Here is a 15,814-nt window from a genome sequence, read left to right as displayed (position 1 = left end):
CAACTCAGCACTACGCGGCCCACGCACCGACACCACCCGAAACCTCGAAAGCAACGGCACCCACCGCTTGAGTTCGTCACTGTCAGATGCGTTCTGCCGGCGTGCGAACATCGGGTCGTCCACGCCCACCCCGATGGCGTAGCTGCCGCCGCTGGTCGACGACATGCCCCGTCGGACCAGTCGCCGGAAATAGCGGGTTCCCACGAGTGTTCCGCCGCCTACCACCTGGGTAGCGCGCCGCAACAACCGACTCTGCCCGGTCATCACGGCCTGCAACCGCTCCCGCGGCAACACCGGAAGATCGACAAACCGCGCCCCGCAAAGCTCCCTACACACCGCTTGATAAATCGCGTCGTCACCAAGATTGCCCCGACCGTGCCAACCCAGATACCCCACCACCGGGGCGCCCACGTGCAGCGTTGCGGCGTTATCGATTTCCCGGCTAAGACTCATGAGGAGACTTTCTCTGCAATTTCGCAGTGGCTGCAATGGATAACCATCGGCTACGGGCCGCGGGGCGGCTGTGTCGATGTTAGCCTTCGAAAACAACAGGCGCGGCGCGTAGTTCGGGAGGAAACCGGCCACTGAATGCGAAGAAATCTTCCTGGTCACGCAATTTCACAGTTTCGAGGAGTTTCAGCAAATGTTGAGAGCGCTTGGTGCCCTTCGTCAAAAGACCGATTACCGACGATGGGCAGAACCCCGCAACATTTACTCGTCGTGGGAAAGTCGCACGGAGCGGGCTGCCGAACTCATCCCACACGGCAGCCACGTCATCGAGTTCGGTGCAGCCAAGCGGGTTCTGGAGCGGCATTTGAATCCGTCCTGCACGTACGTGCCGTCCGACATCGTCGACCGGGGCCCGGGAACGCTCGTCGCCGATCTCAACAATCGACCGTTGCCCGACATCGGTGCCGGGGTTTATGACGCCGCGGTGTTCATGGGTGTGCTGGAGTACATTCGCGACCTGCCGGCAGTGGTGGATTGGCTGGCCGACCGCGTCGCGACCTGTGTGGTCTCCTATGCCTGCGCTCCGGCCGACTCGCACTCGTTGCGCACGCTGCGCGGTGCCGTCGTGCGCCTGCAGCACGGCTGGATGAACAGCTACAGCGCCGAGCAGTTACGGTGCCTGTTCTCCGAGCGTGGCTACGCGGCGCCGCACGAGGAACTCTGGGAAGACCAGCGGCTGTTCGTCTTTTCGCAGGCCGCCGCGTCCTGGTGAGCACGGCTCATCGGCACTCGACCAACCCGAGCCTGCTGTTGCGCCGAAATTCCACCGCCCCTGCGACCCTGTCGGACTTGGCGATCTCCAGCCATGCTTCGTGCATTCCCTGGCCGTAGGTGATGTCGTCGAACAGCACCAGACCGCCCGGCGACATCAGCGGCTGCAAGATCTGCCACTGCTTGACCACGAAGTCATACGTGTGGATACCGTCGACGAACGCCAGGTCGATCGGCCCGGGCACGGCACCGACACGATCCTCAAAAGCCCCACGGGTCAACGTGAACCGATTCGACAGCGCTGCGATCGACCGCTCCGCGACATCCGCCCACGAGTCGTTGATCTCGAAGCTGTACAAATGCCCGGACCGGTTGGCTTCGAGTCCCGCTGCGAAGTACATGCCGGACACCCCGAAGCCCGACCCGAACTCCACCACTGTCTGCGGCTTACGTTGCATGACGAGCCAGGCGTAGAGATCTCCTTGGAACGGTGGCGAACTGACGTCGCGCGGGGCGAATTTCACCTCCGGCAGCTCGTATTCCGGGGCCAGATGTTGGGGTCCGAGCTGGTCGTGATTGGCCGCCGCGATGGCTTCGATTCGTTCTTTCTGCGGCGCGGCGGGAAAGCGGCCGGGCAGATCGGCGATCCAGCCGCCGCGGGAAATCCATTTCAGGCCAGGCTTGAACACCTTCGCAGTGTAACCACGATTGCTCATCGGGCGGATGTGTCGGCTTTCACCGCACGGTGTTTGCGCACCGCCTTCTCAAGGAGATCTGCTGTCGTCGTGACACTGTCGGCCGGTCTGCTCATCTTCGCGGCCAACTCGCGGGCGCGCCGAGCGGCCGACGGCCCCAGCACGGTTCGCAGCCCATTCAGCAGTGAGACGGGTGTGGTCTTCGAAAAGCGTTCGGCGGTGCCGACTTGCAGGCGCTTGACCTGAGCCGCCCACACCGGCTGATCGGCACCTACCCATAGGATCAACGTCGGTTTTCCGGCCCGTAAACCGGCCGCCGTGGTGCCCGCCCCGCCGTGGTGGACTGCTGCGCGGCACAGCGGGAACACCGCGGCGTGATTCACCGCGCCGACCACCTTGACGTGGTCGGCGACCGACACACCGTCGAGATCCCACGCGCCCGAGCTGATCAATGCCCGCTCCCCCAGTTCGGCACACACCGAGGCGATCATCTCGACCGCGTCGGCGGCGGAGCGCACCGGCATACTGCCAAAACCGAAGTAGATCGGCGGTTTTCCCGCTCTCGCCCACGCCATCACCTCGTCGTCACCGGCAGTAGTGAGCTCCAACGTAATCGCGCCGACGAACGGACGACCGCCCTGCCATTCCTCGCGCAGACCCGGGAAGAACACGTCGTCATAGGCCTGTATCTCGAGTGCTCCACGTTCGACGATGCGCCGTACCGATGGGGTCCTGGCCACCGACATGCCCAACTGCCGCCGCTGCTCATCCTCGGCCTGCTTCAACAACCGCCAGTAGACCCATTCGGCGACACCCCATGCCGGTCTGATCAGATGCCTGGGAAGCGGCACAGGGAAAACGTGGCTATTTGCCCGGTGCGGGAAGAAATGCAGTGTGGCCAGCGGAATCCGTTGGTATTCAGCGACGTTGGCGACGACCTCCTGGTAAGTGGTACCGGTCAGGACCAGATCGGCACCGCGGGTCAGCTCCGCCGCAGTCGCGCTCATCTGCGCCCAACCCTGGGCCATGTACTCACGACTCTCGCGAAGCACCCGGAGAGGATTGCGAACCTTCCATGCCTCCCGAAAAGCGTCGTCTTCCAGCTGTTTTTGCGAATCCACCCCATAAACAGCAACCGGAAAGAGCCCGACTCCCTCGACGAACGGGACAAGGTTGGGCGGGACGGCAAGGCGCACATCATGTCCGCGGCGCCGAAGTTCCAGACACACCGCAGCACACGGTTCGATGTCGCCACGAGTCCCGTGGGCCGCGACTGCGAATCTCATCATCTGCCCCGCTCACGAGTTGGTGGACACTCGAACGCTATAAGGGCTGACCTGGGTTCTCAACCGCCGTCTGGCCTGATCATGAAAACTGTTGGGCGGGACCGGTTTGGCCGACTGCGTGACATCCGGCGCGTGTAGCATGACGCAGATGTTCCGGCGCGCCGTGCCACGGAATGCGTTCTCGCGGGTGGGATTCTCCGGTTTGGGGAAATTCATCGTCCGCCACCCACTGCTGGTCATTGCGGCCTGGGTGGCGCTCGCGGGCGTGCTGGTGATGACAGTGCCGCAACTGAATACTGTCGCGGAGCGCAATCCGCCCGGCTTCCTGCCCGCCGATTCTGCGGTCTTCGCTGCCGGCAACGATATGCAGAAGGCGTTCAACGAAACTGGCGGCGGAAATGTCGCAATTGCGATCCTGAGCAACGAGAACGGCTTGACGCCCGCGGACGAGAAGACCTACCGCTCACTGGTGGACACGCTGCGGTCGGACACCGCCAATGTGCTCTCGACCCAGGATTTCGTGAACATCCCCGAACTTCGGCAGGTGATGGCCAGCGAGGACAAGAAAGCCTGGCAGTTGCCGATCAGCCTGGCCGGGACGATGGGAACTGCCGAAGGCCAGACCGCTTACCGGCATGTCGTCGACGTGGTCCGCACCGCGACCGCGGGCACCTCGCTGTCGGCCGAGGTGATCGGTCCGGCCGCCACGTTCGAAGATGTCGTCAAGCTCGGCGAACACGATCAACACATCATCGAGGCGGCCACCATCCTGATCGTGCTGACCATCTTGATCATCGTCTATCGGAATGTGGTGGCCATGCTGCTTCCACTGGCGATGATGGCGGTCGCGCTGGTGGTCGCCGAACAGGCCGTGGCCGGTCTCGGTGCGATACATCTGATCGGACTCGGCCCCCAGACACTGATGTTGATGACCGCGATGATGATGGGCGCGGGGACCGACTACGCCATCTTCTTGTTCAGCCGCTATCACGAGTGTGTCCGATCCGGACTCAGCTCCGACGACGCCGTCGTCGCGGCGCTGGATTCGATCGGCCGGGTGATCGCGGGCTCGGCGGGCACGGTCGCCATCACGTTCCTCGGTCTGGCGTTCACCAAACTCGGTGTCTTCTCGACCGTCGGGCCGGCCCTGTCGGTCACCATCGGCTTCGGCTTTCTGGCCTCGGTCACGCTGCTGCCCGCGCTCATCGTGCTCGTGGGGCGTCGTGGCTGGGTGAAGCCCCGAAAGGATCTGACCGGCCGGTGGTGGCGACGGTCCGGTGTGCACATCGTGCGCAGGCCCGTCGTGCACCTGGCCACCAGCCTGGCCGTTCTGCTCGCCCTGGCCGGCTGCGCGCTGTTGGTGAACTTCAACTACGACGACCGTAAGAACCTGCCCGACGATGCGCACAGCAATCTCGGTTACGCGGCACTGGACAAGCACTTTCCGGTCAGCAGCACCGTGCAGCAGTTCATCCTGATCCAGTCGCCGCACGACCTGCGCAGCCCTAAGGCATTGGCCGACATGGAGCAGCTGGCTCAGCGGGTCAGCCAGCTGCCCGACATCGAGATGGTGCGCGGGGTCACCCGCCCGACCGGGGAGATGCTCAAGGAAGCCCGCGCGACCTATCAGGCCGGTGAAGTGGGCGGCAAACTCAACGACGCGTCCACTCTCATCACCGACAACGATCCCAAGCTCGCATTGTTGAGCGGCGGCGCGCACAAACTCGCCGACGTCCTCGACGAGGTGCGCGACCAGGTGAGCAACGCAATTCTGTCGGTGCGTCCGCTCGCCGGGGCGTTGGCAGACATGCAACGTAAGTACGGCGGCGCCAAAACCCTCGACGAGATCGATCAGACCACCAAACTCGTGGCCAACATGCGCTCGCTGGGCCGTGCGATGGGCGTCAACCTGGCACAGATCACCGACATCTACAAGTGGGCCGCACCGGTGGTGGCGGCGTTGGACGCCGGCCCGGCCTGCAGCGTCGACCCGGCGTGTGTTGCGGCACGGGCCGACCTCCAGCACATCGTCGATGCCAAGAACAGCGGGAATCTCGACAAGATCGCCGACCTCGGCCGGCAATTGGAATCGACGGAGGGCAGCGAGACCCTCGACGAGGCCGTGAAAGGGCTGAGCCGAACCATCACCGAAGCCACCTCGGCGGCACGCGGACTCGGGCTCGACACCGACAGCGGTATCCAGAAGCAACTCGGCAAATTGCAGCAGGGGGCGGATCTGCTCGCCGATTCCAGCCGCCAACTCGCCGATGGCGTACAACTTCTCGTCGATCAGACCAGGAACATGGGTCAGGGCCTCGATCAGGCCTCGGAGTTCCTGCTGGCGATGAAACGGGACGCAGCCGACCCGCAGATGTCCGGCTTCTACATCCCGCCACAGATCTTGACCCAGGACGAGTTCAACAAGGCCGCAGCACTTTTCGTCTCTGCCGACGGACACACCGTCCGATACCTGGTGCAGACCGCGCTCGATCCGTTCGGCACCGAAGCCATGGACCAGGTCAAGGAGATCGTCAAAACCGCTGAAAGTGCCCGTCCCAACACGACCTTGTCGGACGCCAAGATTTCCCTGGTCGGCTTCTCGTCGATACAGAACGAGATGCGCAACTACTATGACGGCGACATCCAGTTCATCATCACCGTCACGCTCATCGTCGTCTTCCTCATCCTCGCCGCGCTGCTCCGTTCGCTGGTGGCCCCGATCTACCTGGTCCTCTCGGTCGTGTTGTCCTACATGTCGGCGCTGGGCATCGGCGTGATCTTCTTCCAGTTCCTGCTCGGTAAAGAGATCGTCTGGACGGTCCCGGGAATGGCGTTCCTGGTGCTGGTTGCTGTCGGCGCCGACTACAACCTGCTGCTCATCTCACGAATACGCGACGAGTCCGAACGTGGGATGCGCACAGCGGTGATCCGCACGATCGGCGCCACCGGCGGTGTCATCACCTCGGCCGGACTGATCTTCGCCGCATCGATGTTCGGCATGACCTTCAGCAGCCTGACGGCGGCCATGCAGATCGGCTTCATCATCGGGGTCGGATTGCTGCTGGACACCTTCCTGGTACGAACCATCACCGTGCCCGCCACCGCGGTGTTGATCGGCAAGGCGAGTTGGTGGCCGACCAAACCACCCATGACGAAATCCGAACCAGCCGAGGTCACACCGAGCGAGCGTCCGGCCACGTACTCGGCAACATCGGAGCCTTGACACCGTCACCGAACGAACCGCCGCCCAACGACGCCAGACCGGCTGCGGGCGCGACGGTGCTCTTCGCCTCGGTATCACCGAATCCGATCTGCCCGGCGCCCCGATCCGACGGCATCACATCCGGCAACCCTTCGGCCTCCGAGTCCAGATACTCGTAGCGACGGCCAAGCTGCTGCGTCTTGGCCCGACGGCGTCGCGCCGCCCGGTCTTTCCTGGGTTGGACCGCCAGTGCCGCCGCCGGGATCTCGACGTCCTCCGGTGCGGAAGCCGTCCGGCGGACCCGGTTACGCGCCGACTGCCGGGCGTCGGCAGACAGCGTCGCGGCCAGGTAACCCAACGCATCAAGGTTGCCCAGCGTGGGTGGTGACGTCGGCGCCGGCGGGGTGGCGGGAGGAGCCGACGGGGCTGTGGGGATCGAGGCCACCGACGACGCGGGCGCGGGTGACGGCGCCGGCGGCGGTGCCGGACTGGGCGTGAGCGTGAGCGCGACGGGCGGCGGGGGCGGCGGCATCGGCACCACGGGCAACGCGTTGTGTAGACCCGCCAGTCCGGCCGCCCCGATGACACCCCCGGCCGTCAACACCGGCGCGGCGGCCACCGCTGCGGCCAGCATCGGTAGCAGCGCGGGCAGGGCCGCGATGAGCACGGACTCCAGCAGGGTCTTCACCAATGCGATCGTGTCGGTGGTGAACGCCACGAACATTGCTCCCGCGCCGAAGAGCAACGTATAGGCGATGGCCACCGGGTTGCCCGAGGCGAAAGCCAACCCGATATCCGCGGCGACGAACGCGGCGGTCTGTGACAGATAGGCGACATACTGCGAGATGTCCATCGGATAACCGAGAGCGAAGGCCAGGTTGAGCGGGTGGAAGAAGCTCAACGGGTTGCCGGTCCATGGTAGATACGGATCGATCCCGGCGAACAGCTCCGAGAAGAAGGGGTCGTTGTTCAACGCCTGGATCAGCGGGTCCAGGACGTTGTCGTAGAAATCGGTATAGCCGATCTGATCGAGCCAGTTCAGGTAGTCGTCCTGCCGGTCCGGCGGTGTTTCGGAGGCCGACGCCCGTGAGGTCGAGGCCAGAATCTGCGGTGCCGCAACGCTTTCCGGTGACGCCGACACCGTTGAGGTCGCGACCGCGTCGTAGGTGTGCATCGCGGTGGCGGCCTGAACCCACATCCGCACATAGTCCGCTTCGTTCAGGGCGATCGGGATCGTGTTGACGCCGAAGAAGTTGGTACCCAGCAACACCGCGTGGGTGGCATGATTGGCGGCCAACTCCCCCAGCGTCGGCATCGCCGCCAGTGCAGTGGAGTAGGCCGCGGCCGCGGTTTCGTGTTGCACTGCGCGTGTGGCGCTTTCGACACTTTGTTGCGTCAGCCAGGCCAGGTAGGGCCCGTGTGCTGCCACATATGTTGTGGCACTTGCCCCTTCCCACGCTCCGGCCCCTACGTCGGCCAGCACCGCTGTCAACTCAGCGGCCACTGCGGCGTATTCGGCGCTCAGGGTGGTCCAGGCCCCTGCCGCCGCGAGCAATGATCCCGGCCCTGGCCCGGCCGACAACAGGGTGGACCAGACTTCAGGCGGCGAGGCGAGATAGATCGGGGCGGTCATCACTGACCGCCCCATGTTTCGAAGGACACGGGTCTTCGTCAGCTCTCTCGGGGTACTCCGCCCCGGGTAGCAGGACGCGATGACGCGAGTGTCCTGGCTCTCGGATCACAGCTCGCCTCGCCTTCCAGCTTGCGCCGTGGCGGTTGAGGGTCGCTCCCCGATGACAGTGGCGGGACCGCGCCGGACTCACACCGGCTTCCTACGTCGTCATCACCTAACCGGCGAATTATGGCATATCACAGCCGGTCCCGATGAGCACTACTGCGGTGCGCGCCCGGCGCCCTTCTTTATCCGCGGGGCCAACTGGACGACCTCGGGCACCACGGTCGGGTTTTCATAGGCGGTGGTCACCAGTGACACCAGGGTGTTGGCGACGTCGTTCAGGGCCGACATCCGGGCGGGCAACGCCCCTTGGGCCACCCACGTCTTGAGCAACTGGTCCAGCAGATCGCGGTCGGCGCCGCGCAGGATCTCGGTGTCGTCGGTGGGGCCGATGCCCACCCGTAGCAGCGACAGCTCGGGATGCTCGATGCGCCACGAATGCAGGATCTCGTCGAGGGCGGCCTTACTGGCGCTATAGGCCGCCACACCGGCGCGCGGACGCCCGACGTCATAGCTGGAGGCCACCAGGACCACACCGTTCTCCGACAGCCGGGGTGCCGCAGCCCGCAACACGTTGTTGGCGCCGACGGTGTTGACGCTGAAGGCGTGCAACCACGTCGCCACGTCGGTGTCCTCGATGTAGGCGAACGGGATCACTGTGCTGGTGAACACCACGGCATCCAGGCCGCCCAAAGCATCGGCCGCGTCGTTGACGACGCGGCCGATGGCCGCGGAGTCCTCGACGTCGAGCTCGAAGGCGTATCCGCCAGTCGCCTCGGCCAGGGAATTCAGCAGATCGATGCGCCGTGCCGCCACCGCGACCTTGGCGCCGCGTTCGGTGGCACTGATCGCAACCGCGTGGCCGATGCCCGACGAGGCACCGACGACGAGGAGACGCAGTCCGGCTGCGTCGGCTCGTTGGCTGCTCATTCTGGATCAACCTCCATGGTCCATCTCAACGTGTATCTCAACGTATTAGGTCACCCTTTGCTCGTCGGACAGTACCGCGTGCGATGAGTTTCGGTCGCGCGGTGGGTCCACTTTGGGAGAGCGAGTTTCACCGACGGCAGTCAAGGAGTCCCCATGACAACAGAGATGACGAGCGGAAAGCCCCCGATCGTCGACCAGCAGACCTGGCGCAGCGCGCTCGATGAGCTACGGCGACGGGAGAAGGCGGCCACCCGAGAGTTGGATGCGATCGCCGCGGCGCGACGGCGGTTGCCGATGGTCGAGTTGCCCGACTACACGCTGATCGGCGCTGACGGCCCGGTGCAACTGGCCGACGTGTTCGACGGCCGCTCCCAGCTGATCACGTACCACCACATGTGGACCGACGGCGCCGAATGGCAGTGCGGCGGCTGCACCGGTTTCACGTCGCAGTTCACCCGCTTGGACTTCCTGAGCAACTACGACGCCCGCTTCGTCATCGTCACCAACGGCCCGATCGGGGAAGCATTGGCCTACCGCGACAAGGTCGGCAACCGCATGGACTGGTACTCCTCGGCGGAGAGTTCTTTCGGCGCCGACGTGGACGCGCCGCCCAACGGCGGTTTCGCCGTCAACGTCTTCCTGCGTGACGGCAGCACCGTCTACCGCACCTGGCACACCAACGGCCGCGGCACCGAACAGCTCAGCCATTCCTTCCCCCTGATCGACCTGTTGCCCTACGGCCGCCAGGAAGAATGGCTGGATTCCCCGGAAGGATGGCCATCGCGGCCCACATACTCAGGCTGGCTCGACAGTCCCGACATCGCCCGCCTCTACGGAAAGGACCACGTATGACCGCCTCATCAGACACCCGCGAGCGCTACGTCGTCACCCGCACCATCCCAGCCTCCCCGGCCGAGGTGTTCGCCGTCCTGGCCGACCCGGCCCGCCACCGCGACACCGAACCGGGTGACTGGGTGCGTGACGCGGTCGACCCCGAACCGATCACCGCCACCGGCCAGATCTTCGCGATCAACATGTTCCTGCCGCAAGCCGGCGGCCACTACGTCATGCACAACCTGGTCACCGAGTTCGACGAGAACCGCAGCATCGCGTGGTTGCCCGGCCAGCTCGACGCCCAAGGTCGGCATGATCCGGGCGGATGGACTTGGCACTACGAGCTGACCCCGCACGGCGAGCAGACCGACGTCACGCTGACCTACGACTGGACCGACACCCCGGTCAGCTTTCGCGAGCAGATCGGCGGGATGCCGCCGTTCGGCACTGATTTCCTCGCGGAATCGCTTGCCGCACTGGAGCGCTCGCTCAGGTAACCGAAATCAGGTGCTGGCGTTGCCGGCGCGCCACTGCTCCCAGGGGATGTTCCAGTCCCCCAGGCCCTCGGTGCCCGGCAACACCGGCCCCACGGTGTTGACGACCTCGACGATGTCACCGCGTTTGGTGTTCTCGTAAAACCAGCGGGCATTGGCCGTGCTGACATTGAGGCAGCCGTGGCTGACATTGCTGTACCCCTGGCTCCCGACCGACCACGGCGCGCCGTGCACGTAGATGCCGCTGTAGGACATCTGGGTCGCGAAGTCGACCTCGGTGCGATAACCGTTGGGCGAGTTGACCGGCACACCGTAGGTCGAGGAATCCATCACCATGTGGTCGAAGCGGTCGCCGACGATGTAGATCCCGTTGTTGGTCGGGGAACTGTTCTTACCCATCGAGATCGGCATGACCTTGACCACCTGTCCGTTGCGCCGCACGGTCAGCGTCTTGGTGTCGTCGTCGGCGCTCGCGATCACCTCGTCACCGATCGTGAAGTGGGTGGTGACGTTTCCCTGACCGAACAATCCGTCACCCAACTCGACACCGTAAGTGTTGACGGTGACGTCCACCGAGGTGCCGGGCTTCCAGTATTTGGCTGGACGCCAACGAACTTCGCGGTTGTTGAGCCAGTAGAAGGCACCCTCGACCGGCGGCGTGGTCTTGACGGTGATGGCACGCTGGGCCGCCACCCGATCGCTGATGTTCTCATCGAAGCGGACGGCGATGGGTTGACCCACGCCCACCACTTCCCCGTTGTTCGGCAGCACGTAGGGCATCGTCAGGTTCGCGGGCGAATGTGTCTCGAACCGCATCCGGCGATTGGTGACGCCGCCCAACCCCAGTGACTGCGCATTGAGGGTGTACTGCTCGTTGTAGTCGAGTGGATCGGTGGTCGACCACGTCAGGCCGTCGGGGCTGAACTTCCCGGCGACGCTGGCGCCGTCCTCATCGGTCATCGTGACGCCGCCGAGCACACCGTTCTCGGCGCTCACCGTGACCGGCGCTTCGACTTTCACCCCGACCGCGCCGTCGGTCACCGAGGCCTTGACCCGAGGCACCAACAGGTCACCGTAGGGCGTGCCCTTGCCGGTGATCACGGGCGGCGGGCCCGGCGGTTCCGACCCGTCACACGCGCTCAAGGCCAGCATCATCGCGGGCACCATGGCAACAACCGTCCGCCGGAAGATATCCCGATACGGACGGGTCACTGTCTGGACCTGCCCCATGTTGGTCGCACCCCTTGTACGGTCGATAGCAAATTCTGGCAATAGTCTAAGGGCTACCGGCCGCCCGTGCCGGACGACAGCCCGGCAGAAGCCCGCTACCAGCGGATTTCACGGTTGGCTGAATGTCCTGTTATTGTCTCTCACGCGCGCCGTTAGCTCAGTTGGTAGAGCAGCTGACTCTTAATCAGCGGGTCCGGGGTTCGAAACCCTGACGGCGCACCAACCAAAAACCCTGCCTCGGCAGGGTTTTTGCGTATGTACGGTTCGAAATCCTTCGGGGTCCCCGCATCTGACGACGGCTACCTGGCTCGATACCCCTCGGCAAGTCTGTCGCCGACGCTGGGCTCGGCTTCTTCCAACAGCATCTCCACGGCACCGGCCAGATGCGCGGCCGCATAGCCGTGATCCCGGTACTGCTCGCTCTTGAAGCGATCGAGTTCCCGGCGTAGGTCGCCGAGGGTTTCATCGCTCACATGCGCCATATGGCTACCTCCAGTCGGTGTGACCACGACTCACGTCGCCATACCGTGGTTCGACGTGAGCCATAGGGTGTCGTCAGCGAATCGCGACGGCGTATCCGTCGCAATCGACTGCACCGGCGTCAGCGCATGCAGCGGCCCTGGCAAACGGCATAAAAGTTAGCTGCAACGCAATACCCCCTTGTCACACGATCGTCCCGTGTTGCGGCCGGGAACACGATCCGGGTCCGCCTCCCCGAACCTGACCCGAGGACGACCTTAGCTGGACACCTATACGCTAGCAACCGATTCCACGAGAAAGTGCCGATCCCACCCTGCAATGCAGCGGTTTTCGGTTTCCGTGACGGGGCGTGAGCCCGTTGCGCACAGCGCCTGGGTGTACCAGAGCCAAACGCGTTTGCCAATCGTTTGCCGCGTCCGATCTGTTGCCCGACCGACCCGGTCACACGTCCCACGCCATTGCGTCAGCAAACATGCCGCCGGCACACTCGCTCCGCCCCGCAGCGCCGGCGAGTGCTCGACGCCGCCACCGCGCGCTTTGCCGCAATCTGCGCATCACCACCGAATACGACACCCGTAAACCGTCGGAGATCATGTGCTGGAGCCCGTGGCGTAAATCGGCAGGAACGTCACCCAACCGCATCTTGACGCCGGCGCAAGTTACTGTCAAGTATTCCGAGTCTAGAGTTTCGCTGGTCAGGCCCCGGAACCTGTGTTAACCTCGGGTTAGCTGATTCACCGCGATTCAGCATCACCGGGCGAACTCGCCGAGATGAGAGGTGTTAGCTGATGGCTACCGCAGGTGGCATCGATCCCACGGCTAGTTCAACCTCTGCTTTTGTTGCTGCACGCCAACCGGTGATGGTGCACAGCTGTAACCGGCTCGGACGTGTCGCCAATCCGCCGAGTTTTTCGTTGGCGGATCTCCTGTTGTTCCGCCGCCGCTGAGCGGCGTATCGACCTGAGCCGCTGAGCGGCGGCTTGTCAGACTCAGTGACGCTTGATCCGTCGGATGACGATGACCACCACCAGCACGCCGGCGCCGGCCAGTGACGCGGTCACGGCGGGCTTCTTCACGAAACCGATCACCGCCGACTTGAGATCATCGGCCAGCCGCTGTGGGTTGGCCCGCTCGGCAAGGGAGTCGACAGTCAAGGCCAGTTGATCGCGAGCCTGATCGATGTCCCGCTTGATGCTCTCCGGGTCCCGGTTCGCCACTGTTTGCTCCTCCAAGCCGCTCCATGTCGTGCTGCCCTGCCGCACTACCCTAGATCAGTCGGTCCCGTGACGACGGAACCGGTCGACAAGAAGGGATACCCGCGCATGCCGCCAACCCCGCGCCTGGAGGTGGGAGACACCGCCCCGGCTTTCAGCCTGCCCGACGCCGACGGCAACGTCGTCAAACTCTCCGACTACAAGGGCCGCAAGGTCATCGTCTACTTCTACCCCGCTGCATCGACTCCTGGCTGCACCAAGCAGGCGTGTGATTTCCGGGACAGCCTCGCCGAGCTCAACGGCGCCGGACTCGATGTCATCGGCATCTCTCCTGACAAGCCGGAGAAGCTGGCCAAGTTCCGCGACAAGGAAGAGCTGACGTTCCCGCTGCTGTCCGATCCGGACCGCGAGGTTCTCACGGCTTGGGGTGCGTTCGGCGAAAAAACCATGTACGGCAAGACCGTTCAGGGCGTGATCCGCTCGACCTTCGTCGTCGACGAGTCGGGCAAGATCGCCGTCGCACAGTACAACGTGCGGGCCACCGGCCACGTCGCCAAGTTGCGTCGCGACCTATCGGTCTGACGGCCGGCCCGGCGGCCTGAATTCGAGTACCGCACTACGCACGCCACGGCCCGGGACTCGGCGCAAGACTTGACGAATCCACAGTTCGAGGAGGGATCGCCATGTGTTGCGGAGATGCGAACGCCGGGCCGAACGCCGACGCCGAATTTTTCGACGAGCTCGAGAAGCTCTTCGACAAATATTCTGAGGTCAGCGGGAAGTACGCGATCGACATGTTCCCGTCCGAGGCCGACCAACTGGGCGTGAACCTGAAAACCCACGTCGGGGTTACCCGATACGAGGACACGCGGATCATCATCGAGTTCCATCCCCGCGATGAGCTCGTGGCACGACGCGGGTTGTGCTGTGTCTGGAAGCGTGGTGAGTGTCTGAGGAAATGCGAGCCGCTTGAGTAGCGCACGCAGTGACCACCCCAGCACCGTCACTGGGTCAGCTGTCCCAGCTTCTCCAGCAGTAGCGCCTCGGCCGTCGCCGCCTTCTCCAGCACACCCAGGTGCAGGCTCTCGTTCACGCTGTGCGCCTGGGTGGCGGGATCCTCGACCCCGGTCACCAGGATCGTCGCGGCCGGGAAGGCCTCGGCGAACTCGGCGATGAACGGGATCGATCCCCCCATGCCCATGTCCACCGGATCGGTGCCCCAGGCGGTCCGGAAGGCCGCACGCGCGGCGTCATAGACCGGGCCGGTGGCGTCGATGGCGTAGGGCTGGCCGACGTCACCCGGGGTGATGGTGACCTGGGCACCCCAGGGCGCATGGGCCTCGAGGTGACGGGTCAGCGCGTCCAGATGCTCGTGCGCGTCACCGCCCGGGGCGACGCGCATGCTGATCTTGGCGCGGGCACGCGGAATGAGCGTGTTCGACGACTTGTCGATGGGCGTGGTGTCGATCCCGATGACGGTGATCGCGGGCTTGGCCCACATGCGTTGTACCACTGAGCCCGAACCGATTTCGGCCACCCCGTCCAGCAGCCCGGATTCGTGCCGCACCCAGTCGGGTCCGCGGTCGACGTCGGCTGCGGTCGCCTCGTGCAGGCCCGCCACCGCCACATTGCCGTCGTCGTCGTGCAGGCTGGCCAACAGCCGCACCAGCACGCTCAACGCATCGGGCACCACCCCTCCCCACAAACCCGAGTGCAGGCCGTGGTCGAGGGTGGCCACCTCGACCACGCAGTCGGCCAGCCCACGGAGGGTCACGGTGAGCGACGGGATCTCGGTGCTCCAGTTGTCGGAGTCGGCGATGACGATGACGTCGGCGGCCAGCGCCTCTTTGTGTGCGGCGAGTAGGGCGCCCAGTGACGGTGACCCGGATTCCTCCTCGCCTTCCACGAAAACCGTGACGCCCACCGGTGGCTTGCCGTCGAAGGCCCGTATCGCGGCGAGATGTGTTGCGATACCGGCCTTGTCGTCGGCGGTGCCGCGACCGTAGAGCCGGCCGTCGCGCTCGGTCGGCTCGAACGGCGCGGAAGCCCACTGGGCTGGATTGCCTTCGGGCTGTACGTCATGGTGGGCATACAGCAGGACAGTGGGTGCGCCGGCCGGCGGCGGACAGTGCGCGATGACGGCCGGGGCGCCGCCTTCGCTGACGATCCGGACCCCGGGAAAACCCGCGCCCGCCAACAGCTTTGCCACTGCCTCGGCGCTGCGGTGCACTTCGTCGCGCCGGGCCGGGTCGGCCCACACCGATTGGATGCGGACCAGATCCTCCAGATCCGCCCGTACCGACGGCAACACCTGCTGTACCCGCTGCACGACATCACTCATGGTGACGACCCTAGCCGCTCTGTCGAGCCCGCCGAGCGTGCGCAAATTGCTGCCCGAACACGGCGTGTCGAGCAACAGACACGCACGCTAATGATTCCTATCAGCGTTTTGTTGTTGGGTTCGTGGGACTTGCTGCGAGATGCTGGTCGATG

14 protein-coding genes, 1 tRNA gene, 1 pseudogene and 1 riboswitch are annotated in these 15,814 nt (G+C 64.7%); of the genes and pseudogenes, 7 read left to right on the top strand and 9 right to left on the bottom strand.

Annotated features, from left to right (window positions below; genetic code table 11):
* Positions 1 to 612: pseudogene (locus A5740_RS29025) on the bottom strand (hypothetical protein); the annotation flags it as partial.
* Between the two features lie 31 nt (positions 613 to 643).
* Here A5740_RS29025 and A5740_RS06120 point away from each other — a divergent pair.
* Positions 644 to 1,222, top strand: a complete 579-nt coding sequence (locus tag A5740_RS06120) for a class I SAM-dependent methyltransferase (RefSeq protein ID WP_076192356.1) — start codon at positions 644 to 646, stop codon at positions 1,220 to 1,222.
* 7 nt (positions 1,223 to 1,229) lie between these two features.
* On the opposite strand, the gene A5740_RS06115 is transcribed toward A5740_RS06120, so the two are convergent.
* Both A5740_RS06115 and A5740_RS06110 read right to left on the bottom strand, forming a co-directional pair.
* Positions 1,230 to 1,910: an O-methyltransferase gene (locus tag A5740_RS06115; RefSeq protein ID WP_076192360.1), complete on the bottom strand. Its 681-nt coding sequence runs from the start codon at positions 1,908 to 1,910 to the stop codon at positions 1,230 to 1,232.
* Positions 1,911 to 1,933: 23 nt separating this feature from the next.
* The gene (locus A5740_RS06110; RefSeq protein WP_076192359.1) at positions 1,934 to 3,202 is read right to left on the bottom strand and encodes a glycosyltransferase; all 1,269 of its coding nucleotides are present in this window, start codon (positions 3,200 to 3,202) and stop codon (positions 1,934 to 1,936) included.
* Positions 3,203 to 3,350: 148 nt separating this feature from the next.
* Between A5740_RS06110 and A5740_RS06105 the strand changes: the two genes are divergently transcribed.
* Positions 3,351 to 6,425, top strand: coding sequence for an RND family transporter (locus A5740_RS06105; protein WP_083653946.1), 3,075 nt, complete (start codon positions 3,351 to 3,353; stop codon positions 6,423 to 6,425).
* Here the strand turns inward: A5740_RS06105 and A5740_RS06100 are convergent.
* Together A5740_RS06100 and A5740_RS06095 are read right to left on the bottom strand one after the other, a co-directional pair.
* Complete coding sequence (locus tag A5740_RS06100) at positions 6,376 to 8,037, bottom strand: PPE family protein (protein ID WP_076192353.1); 1,662 nt, start codon at positions 8,035 to 8,037, stop codon at positions 6,376 to 6,378. The two genes, A5740_RS06105 and A5740_RS06100, sit on opposite strands and share 50 nt — an antisense overlap.
* A gap of 65 nt (positions 8,038 to 8,102) precedes the next feature.
* A riboswitch (cobalamin riboswitch) is annotated at positions 8,103 to 8,270 on the bottom strand.
* A gap of 25 nt (positions 8,271 to 8,295) precedes the next feature.
* Positions 8,296 to 9,069 carry an SDR family oxidoreductase gene (locus A5740_RS06095; RefSeq protein WP_076192351.1) on the bottom strand — a complete coding sequence of 258 codons (774 nt, stop codon included), beginning with the start codon at positions 9,067 to 9,069 and terminating at the stop codon, positions 8,296 to 8,298.
* A 153-nt stretch (positions 9,070 to 9,222) separates the two neighbouring features.
* On the opposite strand from A5740_RS06095, the gene A5740_RS06090 reads away from it, so the two are divergent.
* Both A5740_RS06090 and A5740_RS06085 read left to right on the top strand, forming a co-directional pair.
* Positions 9,223 to 9,921, top strand: coding sequence for a DUF899 family protein (locus A5740_RS06090; protein ID WP_175616178.1), 699 nt, complete (start codon positions 9,223 to 9,225; stop codon positions 9,919 to 9,921).
* Positions 9,918 to 10,400, top strand: coding sequence for an SRPBCC domain-containing protein (locus A5740_RS06085; protein WP_076192348.1), 483 nt, complete (start codon positions 9,918 to 9,920; stop codon positions 10,398 to 10,400). Before A5740_RS06090 ends, A5740_RS06085 begins: the two co-directional genes overlap by 4 nt.
* 6 nt (positions 10,401 to 10,406) lie before the next feature.
* On the opposite strand, the gene A5740_RS06080 is transcribed toward A5740_RS06085, so the two are convergent.
* The gene (locus A5740_RS06080) at positions 10,407 to 11,627 is read right to left on the bottom strand and encodes an Ig-like domain-containing protein (RefSeq protein ID WP_076192347.1); all 1,221 of its coding nucleotides are present in this window, start codon (positions 11,625 to 11,627) and stop codon (positions 10,407 to 10,409) included.
* A 146-nt stretch (positions 11,628 to 11,773) separates the two neighbouring features.
* On the opposite strand from A5740_RS06080, the gene A5740_RS06075 reads away from it, so the two are divergent.
* Positions 11,774 to 11,849: transfer RNA gene (locus A5740_RS06075), tRNA-Lys, on the top strand.
* A 77-nt stretch (positions 11,850 to 11,926) separates the two neighbouring features.
* Here A5740_RS06075 and A5740_RS06070 read toward each other — a convergent pair.
* Together A5740_RS06070 and A5740_RS06065 are read right to left on the bottom strand one after the other, a co-directional pair.
* On the bottom strand, positions 11,927 to 12,109 hold the full coding sequence (locus tag A5740_RS06070; protein WP_076192345.1) for a hypothetical protein: 183 nt from the start codon (positions 12,107 to 12,109) through the stop codon (positions 11,927 to 11,929).
* Positions 12,110 to 13,096: 987 nt separating this feature from the next.
* Positions 13,097 to 13,324, bottom strand: coding sequence for a DUF3618 domain-containing protein (locus A5740_RS06065; protein WP_067765572.1), 228 nt, complete (start codon positions 13,322 to 13,324; stop codon positions 13,097 to 13,099).
* A 105-nt stretch (positions 13,325 to 13,429) separates the two neighbouring features.
* Between A5740_RS06065 and bcp the strand changes: the two genes are divergently transcribed.
* Positions 13,430 to 13,903 carry a thioredoxin-dependent thiol peroxidase gene (gene bcp / locus A5740_RS06060; protein ID WP_076192357.1) on the top strand — a complete coding sequence of 158 codons (474 nt, stop codon included), beginning with the start codon at positions 13,430 to 13,432 and terminating at the stop codon, positions 13,901 to 13,903.
* Positions 13,904 to 14,004: 101 nt separating this feature from the next.
* Entirely contained in the window at positions 14,005 to 14,298 is a 294-nt protein-coding gene (locus tag A5740_RS06055) for a hypothetical protein (protein ID WP_076192344.1), read from the top strand.
* Between the two features lie 26 nt (positions 14,299 to 14,324).
* Here the strand turns inward: A5740_RS06055 and A5740_RS06050 are convergent, their stop codons facing one another.
* A complete protein-coding gene (locus A5740_RS06050) occupies positions 14,325 to 15,662 on the bottom strand; it encodes a dipeptidase (protein WP_076192342.1) in 1,338 nt (445 codons plus the stop codon).
* Positions 15,663 to 15,814 lie beyond the last annotated feature (152 nt).

This window comes from Mycobacterium sp. GA-1841 (assembly GCF_001954135.1).
Lineage (GTDB): Bacteria > Actinomycetota > Actinomycetes > Mycobacteriales > Mycobacteriaceae > Mycobacterium.
The sequence above is the reverse complement of the archived record's forward strand: the minus strand, read 5'-3'. Positions and strand labels throughout refer to the sequence as shown.